General features: G+C 64.6%; 13 protein-coding genes. 6 read left to right on the top strand and 7 right to left on the bottom strand.

All coding sequences use genetic code 11. From position 1 onward, the window contains the following. Nucleotides 1-46: 46 nt before the first annotated feature. From ACLBKS_RS02075 to ACLBKS_RS02060, 4 genes are all read left to right on the top strand, one after another. Nucleotides 47-3,340 carry an efflux RND transporter permease subunit gene (locus ACLBKS_RS02075; RefSeq protein WP_410191127.1) on the top strand — a complete coding sequence of 1,098 codons (3,294 nt, stop codon included), beginning with the start codon at nt 47-49 and terminating at the stop codon, nt 3,338-3,340. A 110-nt stretch (nt 3,341-3,450) separates the two neighbouring features. Continuing rightward, nucleotides 3,451-4,131: a protein-L-isoaspartate O-methyltransferase family protein gene (locus tag ACLBKS_RS02070; RefSeq protein ID WP_410191126.1), complete on the top strand. Its 681-nt coding sequence runs from the start codon at nt 3,451-3,453 to the stop codon at nt 4,129-4,131. Between the two features lie 78 nt (nt 4,132-4,209). Beyond that, on the top strand, nt 4,210-4,596 hold the full coding sequence (locus tag ACLBKS_RS02065) for a rhodanese-like domain-containing protein (RefSeq protein WP_410191125.1): 387 nt from the start codon (nt 4,210-4,212) through the stop codon (nt 4,594-4,596). Nucleotides 4,597-4,769: 173 nt separating this feature from the next. Further along, the gene (locus ACLBKS_RS02060) at nt 4,770-6,146 is read left to right on the top strand and encodes a TolC family outer membrane protein (RefSeq protein WP_410191124.1); all 1,377 of its coding nucleotides are present in this window, start codon (nt 4,770-4,772) and stop codon (nt 6,144-6,146) included. A 34-nt stretch (nt 6,147-6,180) separates the two neighbouring features. Here ACLBKS_RS02060 and ACLBKS_RS02055 read toward each other — a convergent pair whose 3' ends face one another. From ACLBKS_RS02055 to ACLBKS_RS02040, 4 genes are all read right to left on the bottom strand, one after another. Beyond that, nucleotides 6,181-7,599 (bottom strand): phosphomannomutase/phosphoglucomutase, encoded by a 1,419-nt coding sequence (locus ACLBKS_RS02055; protein ID WP_410191123.1) that lies wholly within the window; start codon nt 7,597-7,599, stop codon nt 6,181-6,183. Nucleotides 7,600-7,730: 131 nt separating this feature from the next. Then, complete coding sequence (ahpF, locus tag ACLBKS_RS02050) at nt 7,731-9,308, bottom strand: alkyl hydroperoxide reductase subunit F (protein ID WP_410191122.1); 1,578 nt, start codon at nt 9,306-9,308, stop codon at nt 7,731-7,733. Between the two features lie 196 nt (nt 9,309-9,504). Then, complete coding sequence (gene ahpC, locus ACLBKS_RS02045; RefSeq protein WP_410191121.1) at nt 9,505-10,068, bottom strand: alkyl hydroperoxide reductase subunit C; 564 nt, start codon at nt 10,066-10,068, stop codon at nt 9,505-9,507. A 281-nt stretch (nt 10,069-10,349) separates the two neighbouring features. Then, a complete protein-coding gene (locus ACLBKS_RS02040; protein ID WP_410191120.1) occupies nt 10,350-11,705 on the bottom strand; it encodes a hemolysin family protein in 1,356 nt (451 codons plus the stop codon). Between the two features lie 111 nt (nt 11,706-11,816). Between ACLBKS_RS02040 and ACLBKS_RS02035 the strand changes: the two genes are divergently transcribed. Further along, on the top strand, nt 11,817-12,683 hold the full coding sequence (locus ACLBKS_RS02035; protein WP_410191119.1) for a symmetrical bis(5'-nucleosyl)-tetraphosphatase: 867 nt from the start codon (nt 11,817-11,819) through the stop codon (nt 12,681-12,683). Nucleotides 12,684-12,761: 78 nt separating this feature from the next. On the opposite strand, the gene ACLBKS_RS02030 is transcribed toward ACLBKS_RS02035, so the two are convergent. The 3 genes from ACLBKS_RS02030 to ACLBKS_RS02020 all read right to left on the bottom strand — a co-directional run bounded on the left by ACLBKS_RS02030 (nt 12,762) and on the right by ACLBKS_RS02020 (nt 15,179). Beyond that, nucleotides 12,762-13,550: a PhzF family phenazine biosynthesis protein gene (locus tag ACLBKS_RS02030; RefSeq protein WP_410191118.1), complete on the bottom strand. Its 789-nt coding sequence runs from the start codon at nt 13,548-13,550 to the stop codon at nt 12,762-12,764. Nucleotides 13,551-13,636: 86 nt separating this feature from the next. Next, a complete protein-coding gene (locus tag ACLBKS_RS02025) occupies nt 13,637-14,260 on the bottom strand; it encodes a LysE family translocator (protein WP_410191117.1) in 624 nt (207 codons plus the stop codon). Nucleotides 14,261-14,288: 28 nt separating this feature from the next. Continuing rightward, nucleotides 14,289-15,179 (bottom strand): DMT family transporter, encoded by an 891-nt coding sequence (locus ACLBKS_RS02020; RefSeq protein ID WP_410191439.1) that lies wholly within the window; start codon nt 15,177-15,179, stop codon nt 14,289-14,291. Between the two features lie 330 nt (nt 15,180-15,509). On the opposite strand from ACLBKS_RS02020, the gene ACLBKS_RS02015 reads away from it, so the two are divergent. Continuing rightward, nucleotides 15,510-16,913, top strand: a complete 1,404-nt coding sequence (locus ACLBKS_RS02015; protein ID WP_410191438.1) for a PLP-dependent aminotransferase family protein — start codon at nt 15,510-15,512, stop codon at nt 16,911-16,913. Nucleotides 16,914-16,964: the final 51 nt, after the last annotated feature.

Below are 16,964 nucleotides of genomic sequence, written 5' to 3'. Positions count from 1 at the left end.
ACTTGGCGCCACTGCAAGCCGACTTACACCGACACAACGACTCGCCATGTGGTTCACCCGTGTCAGCCTGAAGAACCCCGTCTTTGCCACCATGATGATGATGGCGCTGGTGGTGCTGGGCCTGTTCTCCTACCAGCACCTGCAGGTTGACCAGTTTCCGAACATCGAATTCCCGGTGGTGGTGGTCAGCACCGCCTACCCGGGAGCCTCGCCCGAGATCGTCGAAAGCGAGGTCAGCAAGAAGATCGAGGAAGGCGTCAACTCGATCGCTGGCATCAACACCCTGACCTCACGCAGCTACGAGAACCAGTCCGTCGTCATCATCGAGTTCCAACTCACCGTCGATGGACGCAAGGCGGCCGAAGATGTTCGCGAAAAGGTCGCGGCGCTGCGTCCGTCCCTGCGTGACGAAGTAGAAGAGCCGCGCGTGCTGCGCTTCGACCCGTCCAGCCGCGCCATCTGGTCGCTGGCCGTTCTGGGTGAGGCACCCGCTCACGACCCGAACCCCGGACCAGCCCAAGGCACGAGCGTTCCCGCCGCGGGCAGCGCGGCAGCCTCAGCGGCGAGCGCCGGGACTCACGGTTGGTCACCGGTGGAACTCACGAATTGGGCCGACCAGGTGCTGAAGAAGCGACTGGAGAACGTGCGCGGCGTGGGCGCGGTCAACCTGGTCGGTGGAACCAAGCGCGAAATCAACATCTACCTGCGCCCCGAGGCGCTGGAGGCTTACGGACTCACGCCCACGCAGATCGTCGACGCTGTGCGCGGCGAAAACCAGGAGCTACCCCTGGGCGCGGTGCGCTCCAGCACGCGCGAAATCGCGGTGCAGATCGACGCCCGCATGCAGCGCCCGGAAGACTTCGCGCGCATCATCGTGACGCGCAAGGGCGGAACGAGTGGCACGGGAACGCCCGTGCGCCTTGGCCAAGTGGCCACCATCCGCGACGGCGCTCAGGAGCTGGAGAGCCTGGCGCTGTACAACGGCCAGCGCACCCTGCTGTTGACCGTCCAGAAGTCGCAGGACGAAAACACCATCGCCGTGATCGACGGCCTGACCAAGGCCGTGGCTGAGCTGAAGACCCAGGGCCTGCTGCCAGCGGGGGTGCGACTGGAGCCCATCCAGGACGGCTCGCGCCCAATCCGCGTGGCAGTCAATAACGTGCGCCAGACCCTCTTGGAGGGCGCGGTGCTCACGGTGTTGATTGTGTTTTTGTTCCTGAACTCCTGGCGCTCCACCGTGATCACCGGGCTCACGCTGCCCATCGCGCTGATCGGCACCTTTCTGTTCATGCAGGCGTTCGGTTTCACCATCAACATGATCACGCTCATGGCCCTGTCGCTCTGCGTGGGACTGCTGATCGACGACGCCATCGTGGTGCGAGAGAACATCGTGCGCCACGTGCAGATGGGCAAAGGGCATTACGAGGCCGCGCTCGAAGGCACGGAAGAAATCGGCCTCGCGGTGCTGGCCACCACCCTGTCCATCGTGGCCGTCTTCCTGCCCATCGGATTCATGGGCGGCATCATCGGGAAGTTCTTCCACCAGTTCGGGATCACCATCGTGGCAGCGGTGCTGATTTCCATGTTCGTGAGCTTCACGCTGGACCCCATGCTGTCTTCGGTCTGGCCTGATCCGAGCATCCACAAGCACGGCACGAACCCGCTTGCGCCCCGCAACCTCTACGACCGGACGATTGGGCGTGTCACCGGTTGGTTCGACCGCGCCACGGACCACCTGGCCGAGTTCTACCAGGTCCTGCTGCGTTGGTCGCTGGCGCACAAGCTCACCACATTGATCGCCGCCTTCGCCATCTTCGTGGCCAGCATCCTGCTCGTGCCCTTGCTCGGCTCGGAGTTCGTTCCCACCGCGGATTTCTCCGAGACCACGGTCAATTTCCGCACGCCCGAGGGCACGTCCATCGAGGCGACCGAAGCCAGGGCGCGGCAGGTGCAAGACCTGCTGCAACGTGAGTTTGCGGAGGTGCGCTATTCCCTCGCCACCCTCAACACGGGCAACGCGCAAGGCAAGAACTACGTCAGCATCTATGTGCGCCTCGTTGACCGGGTCCAACGCCAGCGCAATGTGAACCAGATCTCCGCCCTGTTGCGCGAACGGCTGCGCGCCGTGCCCGGCATCACCGTCACCCATGTGGGCCTGATGGACGCCGTGGGGGGGCAGAAGCAGTTGGAGTTCTCACTTCAGGGTCAAGATTTGCGTGAACTGGAGCGTCTGACTCAAACGGTGCTGGAAAAGATCGCGCCGATTCCCGGCTTGGTGGACCTGGACAGCAGCGCCAAGCCGGGCCGACCGACCATCTCGGTGCAAGTGAACCGCGAAGCCGCTGCCGACCTCGGTCTGAACGTCAACCAGATCGCCGCGGCCTTGCGCGCCTTGGTCGCCGGCAACACGGTGGGCAACTGGCGCGCCAGCGATGACCAGACCTATGACGTGAACGTGCGACTGGCCCCCGAGGCGCGGGAGGACATGAGCAACCTGGAGCGCCTGCCCTTCGCCGTGGGCCAGGCCTCGGATGGCAGCGCGCGCGTGATCCGCTTGAACCAGGCCGCGACCTTGGTCCCAGGAACGGGGTCGAGTCAGATCAACCGGCGCGACCTGATGCGCGAAGTCACCATCACGGCAAACGTGCATGGCCGGTCCCTGGGCGAGGTGTCGGCCGACATCCGCCTGGCCTTGGCGAACACCGGCTTCCCACCGGGCTACCGCTACCGTTTTGGCGGCGCCACCAAGAACATGGAAGAAAGTTTTGGCTATGCAATCTCCGCCTTGGCCATGGCCATCATCTTCATCTACATGATCCTGGCCAGCCAATTCAAGAGCTTCTTTCAGCCGCTGGCGCTGATGACCTCGCTGCCACTGACCCTGATCGGCGTGGTGCTCACCCTGATGCTGTTTGGCTCGTCGCTGTCCATGTTCTCGATCATTGGCGTCGTGATGCTCATGGGCTTGGTGACCAAGAACGCCATCTTGCTGCTGGACTTCGCCATCCGCGCCCGCGAGGGCGGGTTGGACGCAAGGGGCCGCCCTGTGCCGGGCATGGCGCGCGAGCAGGCCCTGCTGACCGCCGCCCAGGTGCGATTGCGCCCCATCCTGATGACCACGCTGGCCATGATTTTCGGCATGGTGCCGCTGGCCTTCGCCTTGTCCGAAGGCTCTGAGCAGCGCGCGCCCATGGGTCAAGCCGTGATCGGCGGCATCATCACCTCCTCGCTGCTCACCCTGGTGGTGGTGCCCGTGGCCTACTGCTACCTCGACGACTTTGCCCAATGGCTGCGGCGGCTTTGGCATGGCAGGCAAGCCACCCCAGGGCAAGCCCCTTGAAAGCGCACAAACAGGATTTATCGCATCGATATCGCAACGATTCGGGAACTCACTAAAATTTTCGACCACCTCCCAACGACTTACCTTCCATCCCTCACGGAACCCTCGCCATGAACACCTTCATGAACACCGAAAAAGCCCGCTTCAACATGATCGAGCAGCAGATCCGCCCCTGGAACGTGCTGGACGCGGACGTGCTGGCCCTGCTGTCCGAAATCAAGCGTGAGGACTTCGTGCCCGCTGGCCTGCGCACCCTGGCCTTCACGGACACCGAACTGCCCTTGAAGCGTGGTGAGGACGCGCCCGTGATGCTCGCCCCCCGCGTGCAGGCGCGCATCGTGCAGGATGTCGCCGCACAACCCCAGGACAAGGTGCTGCTCGTCGGCGCGGGTTCTGGTTACCTGGCTGCGCTGCTGGCCAAACGCGCGAAGCAAGTGATCGCGCTGGAAATTGACGCGGAACTCGCCGCGCTGGCACGCAGCAACCTGCAAAAAGCAGGCATCACCAACGTCCAGGTGCAACAGGCCGACGGTAGCCAAGGCGCGCCCGCTGAAACCCCCTTCAACGTGATCGTGCTGGCGGGTTCGGTGGCGGAGGTACCTGCTGCTTTGCTGGCCCAGCTCGCCACGGGCGGGCGCCTGTTCGCGATCGTGGGTGAACCGAACGCACCCACGATGCGCGCTACCCTCATCACGCGCGCCGAAGACCAGACCTACCAAAGCAACCAGGGTTGGGACACGGTGGCGCCGCGGCTGCGTAACTTCCCCGAGTCGGCTCGTTTCAGTTTCTGACCCATTCATCACACCCTCTCGCAGGCGGCGCCCCCCGGCCGCTTGCCTTGGACCTCTCTCGCGTTTGAAGGCATCGGCATGATCGAGCACATCCACCCTGGCGATTTCGATACTTGGCTGCGACAAGCCCAGGCGGCCATGCAGGCCCAGGGGCCCGACGCGCCAGCCCCCCTGGTGCTGGATGTTCGCGAGGCACACGAATTGCAGATCGCTGCGCTGCGCCCCGCAGCCGATGCGGGCTACGAATTGCTGCACATCCCCATGAACACGGTGCCCAGCGCGCTGGACCGGCTCGATCTGGATCGTCCATCTCAACGCCAGATCGCCTGCCTGTGTCACCACGGAGGCCGCAGCCTGCGCGTGGCCGAGTACCTCAGACATCAAGGTTTCGAACGCGTCGTGAACATCAGCGGCGGCATCGAAGCCTGGGCCGCGCAGCGAGATCCGAGCATTCCGCGTTACTGATCGCCGATTTCCGCGCCGCGAAGCGCTTGTTGACTTTTGCCCTCTTGCACGATGCACCTTCGCCCTCAAATTGCAAGCAAGACATATAATAAGCATTGCTTACTATATGTTCCGCCCGCCTCTCTGGGGATGCATCTGACAGAGAAAACGCCCACCTTCTGCACCTTCGTCCTATGAAACTGCAACGCATGTTCTCGCGCCCCGCCCTGGCCCTGGCGGTCGCCACTCTGTTCGCCCCGGTCGCGCAGGCTCAGAGCCTGCTGGACCTGTACCAAGCGGCGCGTGGGCACGACGCCACCTACCAAGCTGCGCGCGCGCAGTACGAGGCCGGCCAACAACGCGCCGACCAGGCCAAGTCGGCCCTGCTGCCGACCGTCACCCTCAGCGCGGGCGTCAACCGCACTGACCAAGAATCCGAACTGTCCAGCGGCGGCAGCAGCAACTTGGACTACCAGACCCGCAGCACCAGCATCAATTTGAGTCAGCCTTTGTTCCGCCCAGCCAACTTCGCGACCTTCCGCCAAGGCGCGCAGCAGGAGGAACTGACGGAGGCCCAATGGCTGGCTTCGGAGCAGGACCTGATCCTTCGGGTCAGCCAGGCCTACTTCGATGTGCTCAGCGCGCAAGACAGCCTCACCTTCGTGCAAGCGCAAAAGACCGCCGTGCGAGAGCAATTGGCCGCTGCGCAACGCAACTTTGAAGTCGGCGCGGCCACCATCACCGACACCCGCGAAGCCCAGGCCCGATTCGACCTCGTGGTCGCCCAGGAGATCGCGGCCGACAATGACCTGCGCATCAAGAAGCTAGCGCTAGACCAACTGGTAGGCATGCAGGATGTGCGCCCTTTGCCGCTAGCGCCCGCTGTCGCGCTGCCGGCCATCGCACCGCAAGACATCAACTACTGGGTGGATCTCGCGAAGTCCCAGCACCCCTCGGTGAGACAGGCCCGGGTGGCACTGCGCAACGCCGAACTCGAAAGCACCAAGGCCGTCGCGGGCCACCTGCCCACGGTGGACTTGACGGCCAGCCGCAGCATGAACAAGTACAGCAATGGTGGCTCCACTGGCCAATTGGATTCGGCCAATGTCACCACCGTTGGCGTGCAGTTGACCCTCCCTTTGTTCGCGGGTTTCGCGACGCAGAACCGCTTGCGCGAAACCCTGGCCTTGGAGGACCAGGCCCAGGCCCAGCTGCAAGGCGCTGAACGTTCGGTCTCACAAGGCGCCCGCACCGCTTACCTGGGCGTGTTGTCGGGTCTGAGTCAGGTGAAGGCGCTGGAAGCAGCCGAGGCCTCGAGCCAAAGCGCGCTGGACGCCAACCAGCTCGGCTACCGCGTGGGTGTGCGCATCAACATCGATGTGCTGAACTCGCAGAGTCAGCTGTACCAGACCAAGCGGGATCTTTCTCAAGCCCGCTACAACGTGCTGCTGGCCAACCTGCGCCTGCGCCAGGCCAGTGGTGACTTGAGCAGCAACGATCTGCAAAACATCAACGCGTTTCTCGCGAATGGCGCGACTGCTCCAGTGAGCAAGCCCGCGCCATCCAAGTAAGTCCTGTCGAGACCAGCCCGCCCGGGGTTGCCGCTCAGTGCGCGGCGGCGCCCAGGGCTGCGTCCGGCTTGACGCTCTTGAGCAGGGTGAGCATCTCGCCCTCGATGCGCTGAAGCGCCTGCGGCGTGTGCCCCTCGAAGCGCAGCACCAGCACCGGGGTGGTGTTGGAAGCTCGGACCAGGCCGAAACCATCGGGCCAATCGACGCGCACGCCATCGATGGTGCTGACTTCCGCGGGCTTGGGGAAGGTGCCGCTGGCAAGGGCTTTCTTCTGCAACTCGGCCACGACCCGGTGCGGCTCGCCTTCGGCGCAAGCAACGTTCAACTCCGGGGTTGAATGGCTCGTCGGCAAGGCGTTCAGTACCGCGCTCGCGTCGGCGGAGCGGCTCAGGATCTCCAGCAGGCGCGCGGCGGCGTAGGTGCCGTCGTCGAAGCCATACCAGCGTTCCTTGAAAAAGACGTGGCCGCTCATCTCGCCGCCCAGGGGCGCATCGATCTCCTTCATGCGCGCCTTGATCAGGGAGTGCCCCGTCTTGTACATGAGCGGCTTGCCACCGGCTTCCTTGATGGCAGGCGCCAAGCGCTGCGTGCACTTCACATCGAACAGGATGAAGCTGCTGGGCACGCGCTTGAGCACGTCCCGCGCGAAGAGCATCAACTGCCGGTCCGGAAAAATGGTTTGCCCGTCTTTCGTCACAACGCCCAGACGGTCGCCATCGCCATCGAAAGCCAAACCGATCTCGGCATCTGTCTCACGCAGTGCCTTGACCAAATCGCGCAGATTCTCGGGTTTGCTGGGATCGGGATGGTGGTTGGGGAAGGTGCCATCCACGTCGCTGTACAGCTCGCGGACGTCACAACCCAATGCGCGCAAGATGCCCGGCGCGGAAGCACCCGCGACGCCATTGCCGGAATCGACAACGATCTTCATGCGCCGGTGCAAATGCACGTCACCGACGATGCGATCACGGTAAGACGCCAGGATGTCGAGCTTGGTCAACTTGCCAGCCTTGGAGGGCAAGGCACCGGCCTCACCAAGCAAGGGCGCCTGGTCCGCCTCCATGGCCTTGCGCAAGGCCTGAATTTCATCGCCATAAATCGCACGCCCGGCGAGCACCATCTTGAAACCGTTGTAGTCGGCGGGATTGTGGCTACCCGTCACTTGAATGCCGCTCTTGCACACCGTGCTGGCCGCGTAATACAGCATGGGCGTGGTGACCATGCCCAGATCAATCACATCCATGCCCACGGTGCGCAGGCCACGGATCAGGGCCGCGCTCAGCGCGGGGCCACTGAGTCGGCCGTCACGGCCCACGGCGACCCAGCCCTCGCCTTCCGCGCGCGCGGCCAGGCCAAAGGCGCGCCCTAGGCTTTCAGCGACGGATTCATCCAGAGTTGACGGCACCACGCCGCGAATGTCATAGGCCTTGAAGATCGAAGCAGTAACTTTCATGGGCAAGAATTACACCATGAACTCTGCGCGACTCGCCAAGCGCCGCCACGCGCTTAGGCAGGCACTGAAGCAAATGCCATGAGAAAAGGGGCTGCGCGAGCAGCCCCTTGTCAATCCGGCAGGCTGATGCGTCAGGCCGTCACGGCTTCATGCACCGGCGTGCGGATCAGATGGTCAAAGGCGCTCAAGGCGGCTTTCGCGCCTTCCCCCGCCGCGATCACGATCTGCTTGTAGGGCACGGTCGTGCAATCTCCCGCGGCAAACACGCCGGGAAGGCTGGTGTGCCCCTTGGCATCAACCACGATCTCGCCGAACTTCGACAGCTCCAGCGTGCCCTTGAGCCATTCGGTGTTGGGGACCAAGCCGATCTGCACGAACACGCCTTCGACGTCCACATGCTTCTTCTCGCCCGTGGCGCGGTCCAGGTAATCCAGCCCGGCGAGCTTGCCGCCCGCGCCTGAGAACTCGGTGGTCTGCGCCTGCGTGATGATCTGAACATTCGGCAGGCTCTTGAGCTTGCTCACCAACACGGCATCGGCCTTGAGTTGATCACCAAACTCCAAGAGGGTCACGTGCTCGACGATGCCCGCCAGGTCGATGGCGGCTTCGACACCCGAGTTGCCACCACCAATCACGGCGACCTTCTTGCCCTTGAACAAGGGGCCATCGCAGTGCGGGCAATAGGCCACGCCCTTGTTCTTGAACTCTTGCTCGCCCGGCACGTTGACGTTGCGCCAGCGCGCGCCGGTGGACAAGATGACGCTGCGCGCCTTGAGCACACCGCCGTTGGCCATGTGCACCTCGGTCAGCCCACCCGCCTGCGCGGCAGGCACCAGCTTGTCGGCACGCTGCAAGTTCATGATGTCCACTTCGTAGTGGCGCACCTGGGCTTCCAACGCGGCCGCGAACTTCGGCCCTTCGGTCTCCAGCACGGAGATGTAGTTCTCGATGGCCAGCGTGTCATTCACCTGGCCACCGAAACGCTCGGCGGCGACGCCGACTCGTATGCCCTTGCGCGCGGCGTAGACCGCGGCGGCGGCACCCGCGGGGCCACCACCAACGATCAGCACGTCATACGGGTCCTTGGCGGACAGCTTGGCTGCTTCGCGCTGCTCGCTCTTGACGTCCAGCTTGGCGACAATTTCTTCCACCGTCATGCGACCGGAGGCGAACATCTTGCCGTTGAGCCAGGTGGCAGGCACGGCCATGATCTGGCGCTCGTCCACTTCGGATTGGTACAGACCACCGTCCACGATGGTGGCCTGGACGCGCGGGTTGACGATGCTCATCAAGCTCACGGCTTGAACCACGTCGGGGCAGTTGTGGCAGGTCAAGGACATGTAGACCTCGAACTTGAATTCACCGTCGAGGTTGCGAATCTGCTCGATCACCTCGGGCTCGACCTTGGGCGGATGACCGCCCGTCCACAGCAAGGCCAGCACCAGGGAGGTGAATTCATGGCCCAGGGGAATGGCCGCGAAACGCACGCCCGTGGTTTCCCCATCACGTGCGATCACGAAGGAGGGCTTGCGCGCATCGCTGCCGCTCTCGTCATAGCGGACCTGGTCGGACAAGCCAGCGATCTCCTGCAGCAGCTCGCGCAGCTCGGCCGACCTCTCGCCGCCATCCAGGGAGGCGATCAGGCGGATGGGGCGTTGCAGCTTGGTCAGGTAGGCCTGCAACTGGGACTTCATGGCGTCGTCGAGCATGGGATTCTCCTGGGAAGCGTGAGGTCTGGAAGGTGGGGGCGTATCCGTGAAAAACGAGACAGCCATTGGCACGGCCTATGGGATGACCGCCGTGAGATGGGCCGCACAGGCTCGCACACGACAAGCCCGCGCAGCCCATCCGGCTGCGGTGCTGCTGACGCAGCGGCCGCGTGGCACGCGGCCCGATGGAATCGGCTTAGATCTTGCCGACCAGGTCCAGAGAGGGCGTCAGCGTCTTGGCGCCTTCGTTCCACTTGGCGGGGCAGACTTGGCCCGGATGCGCAGCCACATACTGGGCAGCCTTGAGCTTGCGCAGGGTTTCCTTGACGTCGCGGGCGATCGCGTTGTCATGCACTTCCACGGTCTTGATCTGACCTTCGGGGTTGATGATGAAGGTGCCGCGCAGGGCCAGGCCTTCTTCCTCAATGTGCACACCCAGGGCGCGCGTCAGCGTGTGGGTCGGATCGCCAACCAGGGGGAACTTGGCCTTGCCCACGGCGGGGGACGTCTCGTGCCACACCTTGTGCGAGAAATGCGTGTCGGTCGTGACGATGTACACCTCGGCACCCAGCTTCTGGAACTCGGCGTAGTTGTCGGCGGCATCTTCCACTTCGGTCGGGCAGTTGAAGGTGAAGGCGGCCGGCATGAAAATCAGCACGGACCACTTGCCCTTCAGCGTGGCATCGCTCACGGTGATGAACTTGCCGTTGTGGAAGGCCTCGGTCTTGAACGCCGGGACCTGGGTGTTGATAAGGGACATGGAAATCTCCTGTAGTGAAAGGTGGAAAGGAAGCTAGCTTGCTTTGCAACCGGTTCAGGGGAAACACCCCTGGGAAAACCGATAGGGCAAAGTTTAGCTTTCCAGGATTGACTTACGCGCTTGGCGTATCTATGGCGGGGATAGGCGGGCTTTATGAGCCCGCTATGCGCCGTTGACGGACCCGCGAGCACCTGGCTCGGTCCGATACCCCGCAGTTAGCCAGGAGTTGGCCTGTTCACACTCATTTCTCAATGCGAACCAGGACGAGGATGAGCGTGGCGTCAGGCCGGGCTGGTCTCGGGCGTCATCGCAGGCGCAGGCCGGGCCAGCACCTTGTCGATGCGCCGGCCATCGAGATCGACCACTTCGAAGTCCCAGCCTGCGCAATGGACGCGCTCACCGGTCTTGAGCAAGCGTCCGCTGACCGCCAGCAGCAATCCCGCCACCGTGTTGTAGCGACCCCGGTCTTCGTCCGGCAACTCGCGGATGTCGAAACGGGCCTTCAGCTCGTCCACCGGCATCACGCCATCCAGCAGCCAGGAGCCATCGTCGCGCTGCGTGGCCCAAGCATCCACAGGAGCCGACTGCAGCTCGCCCGTGATGGCTTCGAGCAGGTCAGCGGGCGTGAGCAAACCTTGGATCGCCCCGTACTCGTCGACGACGAACATCATGCGCAGGGAGCGGGCGCGGAACTGCTCGACCAGCTCCCGGCCTGACAGGGTTTCGGGCACGAAAACGGCCGATTGCGCATGGCGTTCGACCGGCTCCTGGGCACGCGCCGGATCACGCGCCAGGGCCAAAAGGCCCCCCACGCTGATCTGCCCCACCACATCGTCCAGGGAACCACGACACACGGGGTACCAGGAATGCACGCTGCCACTTTCCTGCTCGCCCTGCTGCGCGTCCTGCTCGGTCTGGCTGCTCAGCGCGAGTTTTTCGAGGCATTGAACCGCGTTCAGCCCGGCGTCCAGCCAGGCGATGTCGGCGCGCGGCACCATCATGGAAATCAGCGGACGGTCGTCCAAGCGAAAGACGTTGCGCACCATCTGGTGTTCGTGCTCTTCGATCAAACCCGCGTCCACGCCCTCCTCCAGGCTATGGCGAATTTCTTCTTCCGTCACGCCCCGCGCCACGTCGGGCACGCGCAGCAACTTCAGAACCGCCTGCGTGCTCGCCGACAGCAGTTTGACGAAAGGCTTGGCGCCCATGGCCAGACCGCCCATCGGGCGCGACACCCAACGCGCCACCAGCTCAGGGTACAGCTGCCCCACGCGCTTGGGCACCAACTCCCCGAAGATGATGGTGAGGAACGTGATGAGGGTCACCACCAGCGCCGTGGCGGTGACACCCGAGGCCCCCCCGCTCACGCCCAGCGTTTGCAGCAGCGCCGCCAGGTCATCACTGAAGGCGGCCTCGCCCACGATGCCGTTGAGCACACCGATCGAGGTGATGCCGATCTGGATGGTGGACAGGAACTGATTGGGGTTGTCCATCAATTCCAGCGCCTTCTTGGCGCCACCATCGCCTGCCTCGGCGACGGCCATCAGACGAGCGCGGCGACTGGAGGCCAGGGCCATTTCCGACATGGCGAAGGCGCCATTGAGCACGATCAGCAAAGCAATCAACAAAAAGTCCATGCCCAGGACTGTACCGCGTGGGCTTTTCACCTTGCGCGGTGCACCGGGACGTTCGGGCGGATCGGATAATCCATCGTCAATCACGTTCGCAACTCCGCAACAAAACGCCGCATGGCCCATTACCTGATCGGCGACGTGCAAGGCTGTGATGCCGCGCTCGGCCGCCTGCTCGACACCATCGACTTCTCAGCCAGCCGAGACACCCTCTGGCTGCTGGGCGACCTCGTCAACCGTGGCCCTTCGTCGGCTGCCGTGCTGCGCCGCCTCAGGGGCTACGCGGGCGCGGCGCGCTGCCTGCTCGGCAACCACGACCTGCACTTGCTCGCCGTCTCGCTGGGCGTGCGCCGCGCCCATCGCGGCGACACGGTGGACGACGTTCTTGAAGCACCCGACCGTGAGGCGCTGCTGGACTGGGTGCGCCGCCAGCCCCTGGCCTTGGGCCCGAATTTGGAGGGCCATGATTTTCTGATGGTGCACGCGGGCGTGTTGCCGCAATGGAGCACGGCGCAGACCCTCGCGCTGGCCGCCGAGGTGCAGGAGGTGCTGGCGGGTCCCGACTGGCGTGACTTCATCCAGCAGATGTATGGCAATGAACCGGCGGCTTGGCGAGACGATTTGCGCGGAGACGACCGCTTGCGGGTGATCGTCAACGCCTTGACGCGCCTGCGCTTTTGCACTCCCGAGGGCGCCATGGAATTCAACGCCAAGGAAGGACTCGACACCGCACCGCCGGGTTATCTGCCGTGGTTCGAGGTGCCAGGACGGCGCACGGCCGGCGAGGACGTGACCATCGCGTTCGGCCACTGGTCCACCCTGGGCCTGGCCGAGCCGCAGAACGTGTTGCGCCGCGCTCGCCTGTGGGCGCTGGACTCGGGCTGCATCTGGGGCGGCCAATTGAGCGCGCTGCGTGTCATGCCGGAGGCGGCGGCGCATGTCCTGGTGCAGGAAGACTGCGAGGCGGCACGCAAGCCCTTCTAGCCCTTCTGAGAGAAACGGAAACGCCCCGCGCCTGACCCACGGCTCGAGCAACCAACCTCGAGCACCTGAACTCGGCCATCAGACCTCGATCTCGCCCCGTAGAAACTGCACCGCCGCCCCGGACACATGCACCCGCTCACCCTCGACGCGGCAATGCAGTGTGCCGGTGCGTGACGACACCTGCACCGCCACGAGCGTGTTCTTGCCGAGCCGATCCGCCCAGTACGGCGCGAGTCCCGCGTGGATGGAACCCGTGACCGGATCTTCCTCGCCGCCGTTGGCCGGCCAGAAGTAACGCGACACGAAATCGCAGCTCACGCCGGGCGCGGTGACCGTCACGTCCAGTGGCCCAAGTTCGGCCAGCCGCTTGAAGTCCGGGCGCAAGTCGCGCACCTGCGCTTCGTTTTCGAAGACCGCGAACCAGGCCTGGGCGTTGCGCAGCACCACGACGGGCGCCACGGGCAGGCCCTCACGCAATGCCTTGGGGACCTCGTCCACCGGCAAGGGACGGCGGTTCGGAAAACTCATTTCCATGCGACCGTCGGGCAGCTTCACGACGGGCAGCTCACCGACCGCTGGCGCGCGGAAGGTGATGGGAGACGGCGCGCCCGACTGGAACAGCACATGGGCACTGGCCAGCGTGGCGTGGCCGCAGAAGTCGATTTCCTTGAACGGCGAGAACCATCGGATGTCGTAACGACCGTCCGCCGATTGAACGAGGAAGGCCGTCTCGGAGAGGTTGTTTTCCATCGCGATGGCCTGCATCAGCGGCGGCGGCAGCCAATCCGTGAGGGACACCACGGCGGCGGAGTTCCCCTTGAAGCGCTCGGAAGTGAAGGCATCAACGACGTATTGGAGGAGTTTCATGGTGGCGGGTCTTTCTTGGGAAGTTCACCATGCCGTTCGGTGCAACCCGGAGATGAGAGAGCTTGAGAGATGAGTGTGTAAAGAACCTAGACCAGGGACAAGCCAATCGACAGCACCAGCAGCGCGGCCATGGTCCAGTTGAAGGCTCGGATCATGCGCGGGCGGTGCAGCCAGCGCCGCAGGGCACTGCCAAAGGCGGCCCAGACGATGATGCAAGGCATACCCACCGCCATGGCGATGAGCGCGGCCAACCCCAGATGCCCCCAGAAGGCCTCGCCCGACGGCACATAGGCCGACACCATGCCCGTGGTCATGACCCAGGCCTTGGGATTGACCCATTGAAACAAGGCCGCTTGCCAGAAGGTCAAAGGCCGACTTTGCGCGGCACCTTCGACAGGCTGCTGCGGCGGCGCGGCGTTCGCGATCTTCCAGGCGAGGAACAAGAGGTAGGCCGCGCTAACGTACTTCAGCAGCGGATGCAGCCAAGGGTAGCGCGTGAACACCGCGCCCATGCCCAGGCCGATCAACACCAGCATGGCAATGAATCCCATGTTCACACCCCACACATGGGGCCAGGTGCGGCGCAGCCCGAAGTTCAGACCGGAGGCCGCCAGCATGGTGTTGTTGGGCCCCGGCGTGATGGAGCTGATAAAGGTGAACAGGACCAGTGGCCCGAGCAGGGCCGGTTGCATCCAGGAAAAAAGGGGCATGGGAAGGTTCTCCATCGTTGGCGCTGCGTCATCGAGACTTGGATTGCATCGCAGTCGGGGCACCCCCGCCGCGCAAGGCCTGCCGCCCACCGGCGATGACCGCGATCACTGCCAGCGCAAACACCCAGGTCTCGCCGCCGACAGATTCACCGAACAGCAGCGCACAGGCCAGCACGGTCAGGAAGGGCTGCAGCAGTTGCACCTGGCCCACCCGGGCGATGCCCCCGACGGCCAGACCACGATACCAGGCAAAGAAGCCCAGGAACATGGAACCGAAGGACAGCCAAGCGAAGGCCAGCAAAGCGCGGTTGGACGTGACGTGGCCGCTGACCCGCGCGGCATCGGCCGCGTCACCCACCATCCACGCCACGGGCACGGCGATCAAGGGCGCGCTGATCACCAAGGCCCAGCAGATCGTGCGCCCGCCCCCCAGGGTGCGCGCGGCCCTTGCGCCCTCGGCGTAACCGAAGCCACCCGCGACCACCGCCAGCAGCAGCCACAGATCACCCGGCTGCAAGGCACCTCGTCCTTGCAGCAAACCAAACCCCGTGACCAGCGCCGCGCCCAAGGCTGCCCAAACCCAGAACATCCGCGTCGGCCGCTCGCCGCTGCGCCAGGTCGCGAACAAGGCGGTGGACAAGGGCAGTAAGCCATTGAAGACCGCGCCGTGCGAAGCAGCCACACTCTTGAGGGCCAAGGTGGACAGCAGGGGCCAGCCGATCACGATGCCCAGCGCCGCGCCGAGAACGCCAGGCCATTCCTGGCGGCTGGGCAGTCGACTGCAATTCACCGCCAGCAGCACAGCAGCGGGCAGGGCCGCCACCAAGGCCCGCCCCAGACCCACCAGCAGCGGTGGCCATTCGGCCACGACCACCCGCGTCATCGGCAGGGTGAGGCTGAAGATCAGCACGCCCAGCAAACCCAAGCCATACCCTTCCCAAGGCGTGGTCGCGGCCGTATGAGGCTGGGCGGAGAGCGAGACGGATGGCGGGGAGGCGTGCTCAGACCCGCGCGGCGGCGCGACACGGGGCAGGCGAATCGACGGGGAGCGGGTCAGCATGGAGGGCCTTGACAGTCATCGGTAGTGCTGTCACTCTAGGGCCAGTTACCAATACAGTACCGGTACAGTTCAACGGTTTCCTTCAGACACTGGCCCGGTCCGAACACCATGACAGTTGCTCAGCCCTCCAACGCGTCCAGCCCCGGCCTACCCGCCTCGGCCCCGTCTTTCCCACCCGGCCCACAGCTTGTGCAGGCGGCCGACGCGACCCTGGTCGCTCAGCTCAGCCATGACCTGGCGCGCCGCATCGAAGACCAGGGCCTGCGACCCGGCACCCGCCTGCCCTCGATCCGCCAGATGGCCGAACAGGTCGGCGTCAGTCGATTCACCGTGGTCGAGGCGTATGAGCGACTGGTCGCGCAAGGCCTGGTGCAGTCACGGCGCGGCGCGGGTTTTTTCGTGCAGGCCCGCCGCGCGCCTTTGATCGACGTGAATGCCAAGGCGGCCAAGCCGATCGCACCCGCGCAACTCGACACGCGTTGGATGCTGCGCAATTTGTTTGGCTCCAACCCCATCGATGGCGCCATGCCGGCCAGCGCAGGATGCTTGCCACCCGACTGGCTGGATGCGGATTTGGTCGCCGGCGCGTTGCGCAGCGTGGGGCGCACGGCGCAAGCCCGTCTGCTGGGCTACGGACATCCGCAAGGTTACGCGCCCTTGCGCCAGCAACTCGCCGCCTTGCTGCAAACCCAAAACGTACCGGCGCATCCCGACCTGCACTTGCTCACCACGAGCGGCGTCACCCATGGCCTCGACCTGGTGGCGCGGCTGCTGGTGCAACCCGGCGACACGGTGCTGGTGGAAGACCCGGCTTGGTACGTCGTCTTCGGCCGACTCGCCGCCTTCGGTGCCCGCGTGATCGGCGTGCCGCGTGGGCCGAATGGACCCGACATGGCCTGGCTCGAACAAGCCGCTGCCCAGCACCAGCCCAAGCTCTTCATTACCAACAGCACGGTGCACAACCCAACCGGCTTTGGCCTGTCCGCCGGGGCGGCCTACGACATGCTGCGCGTCGCCGAGAAGCACGACTTCATGATCGTGGAAGACCTCACCTACGCCGAGTTCCACCCCAACAGCGCCAGCAGCTTGACGCGGCTGGCCGAGCTGGACCGCCTCAACCGCGTCATCCTGGCCGGAGGTTTCGCCAAGACCCTGGCGGCCAGCCTGCGCGTGGGATGGCTGGCCGCGAAGGAAGATCTTGTGGATCGCCTGAGCGACATCAAGATGCTGGGTGGGCTTACCTCAAGTGAACTCAGCGAACGGGTGGTTCACCGGGTGCTGGCCGACGGGGCCTACCGCCGCCATGTCGAGCGAGTCAGGCTGAGGGTGGACGAAGCGCGTGCAAGGTGTTTGAAGCGTTTGCTCAAGCTCGGCTACACGGTGCCGAACGAGCCCCAGGCCGGCATGTTCATCTGGGCCGACTGCGGTCGAGACAGCGAGCAGCTGGCGCGTGAGGCGGCCGAACGCGGATTGTTGATCCCGCCCGGTTCGCTGTTCTCACCCACGCAAGCGCCATCGCGCATGGCACGCATCTCGGTTGCCATCGTGGACGAGGAAAAGGTGTGGAAGGAACTGACAGCGCTGCGGCCCTGAGCTGAAGGGTCCCGGCCCTCATCGCGAGCCCGACGCGCACACCTTGAGGGC

It is taken from the genome of Hylemonella sp. W303a, assembly GCF_046452315.1.
Taxonomy (GTDB): domain Bacteria; phylum Pseudomonadota; class Gammaproteobacteria; order Burkholderiales; family Burkholderiaceae_C; genus Hylemonella.
The sequence above is the reverse complement of the archived record's forward strand: the minus strand, read 5'-3'. Positions and strand labels throughout refer to the sequence as shown.

Excerpts from the sequence above, each read along its gene's own strand:
- ACLBKS_RS02075 (WP_410191127.1), top strand. The coding sequence starts at position 47 with ATGTGGTTCACCCGTGTCAGCCTGAAGAACCCCGTCTTTGCCACCATG.
- ACLBKS_RS02070 (WP_410191126.1), top strand. The coding sequence starts at position 3,451 with ATGAACACCTTCATGAACACCGAAAAAGCCCGCTTCAACATGATCGAG.
- ACLBKS_RS02065 (WP_410191125.1), top strand. The coding sequence starts at position 4,210 with ATGATCGAGCACATCCACCCTGGCGATTTCGATACTTGGCTGCGACAA.
- ACLBKS_RS02060 (WP_410191124.1), top strand. The coding sequence starts at position 4,770 with ATGAAACTGCAACGCATGTTCTCGCGCCCCGCCCTGGCCCTGGCGGTC.
- ACLBKS_RS02055 (WP_410191123.1), bottom strand. The coding sequence starts at position 7,599 with ATGAAAGTTACTGCTTCGATCTTCAAGGCCTATGACATTCGCGGCGTG.
- ahpF (WP_410191122.1), bottom strand. The coding sequence starts at position 9,308 with ATGCTCGACGACGCCATGAAGTCCCAGTTGCAGGCCTACCTGACCAAG.
- ahpC (WP_410191121.1), bottom strand. The coding sequence starts at position 10,068 with ATGTCCCTTATCAACACCCAGGTCCCGGCGTTCAAGACCGAGGCCTTC.
- ACLBKS_RS02040 (WP_410191120.1), bottom strand. The coding sequence starts at position 11,705 with ATGGACTTTTTGTTGATTGCTTTGCTGATCGTGCTCAATGGCGCCTTC.
- ACLBKS_RS02035 (WP_410191119.1), top strand. The coding sequence starts at position 11,817 with ATGGCCCATTACCTGATCGGCGACGTGCAAGGCTGTGATGCCGCGCTC.
- ACLBKS_RS02030 (WP_410191118.1), bottom strand. The coding sequence starts at position 13,550 with ATGAAACTCCTCCAATACGTCGTTGATGCCTTCACTTCCGAGCGCTTC.
- ACLBKS_RS02025 (WP_410191117.1), bottom strand. The coding sequence starts at position 14,260 with ATGCCCCTTTTTTCCTGGATGCAACCGGCCCTGCTCGGGCCACTGGTC.